Origin of the sequence: Pseudomonas sp. 2822-17, from assembly GCF_002742485.1 — a bacterium.
In the GTDB taxonomy this organism is placed as follows: domain Bacteria; phylum Pseudomonadota; class Gammaproteobacteria; order Pseudomonadales; family Pseudomonadaceae; genus Aquipseudomonas; species Aquipseudomonas cyclaminis.
Genome location: NZ_LJRZ01000325.1, coordinates 1 through 394, shown reverse-complemented (window position 1 = coordinate 394; position 394 = coordinate 1). Strand labels below are relative to the sequence as shown.

General features: G+C 37.3%; 1 protein-coding gene. It reads left to right on the top strand.

What is annotated here, in order from left to right; all coding sequences use genetic code 11:
- A partial coding sequence (locus tag AOA60_RS32620; RefSeq protein ID WP_218240591.1) for a hypothetical protein occupies window positions 1–346 on the top strand: 346 nt, incomplete at its 5' end.
- Window positions 347–394: the final 48 nt, after the last annotated feature.

The following is a 394-nucleotide window of genomic DNA, read 5'->3' as shown; positions in this document are numbered from 1 at the left end:
GGAATATATATTGGATGACCCTGAAACGCTTGAGAAAATTGAAAAGTTGAAGCATCATCTTGCACAGTTAGAATTAAAACGTGCAAGTTTTCTAGCAGATAATCAGAATCAGGTGGAAAAATACAATGAAACCAGTGATATTTCAGGCCAGGAAGAGTTGGAGCAGAAATTACTAGCAGAACTCCAGCCTGAACAAGAAGCAATTGCACAGTTAATCGGGGAATTACCATCATTTGATGTTGCAGATCCATATATGGCAAGCGTCGAAATTTATGAGGGTACTTACGAAGAATTAGAGGAAGCAGTGAGAAAACTATTAAAAAAATTTGGGGAAATAAATGAATGAAAAACAGGTGGGAAGGGCGTAAGGGAAACGTCTTTTCCACTTTATAAT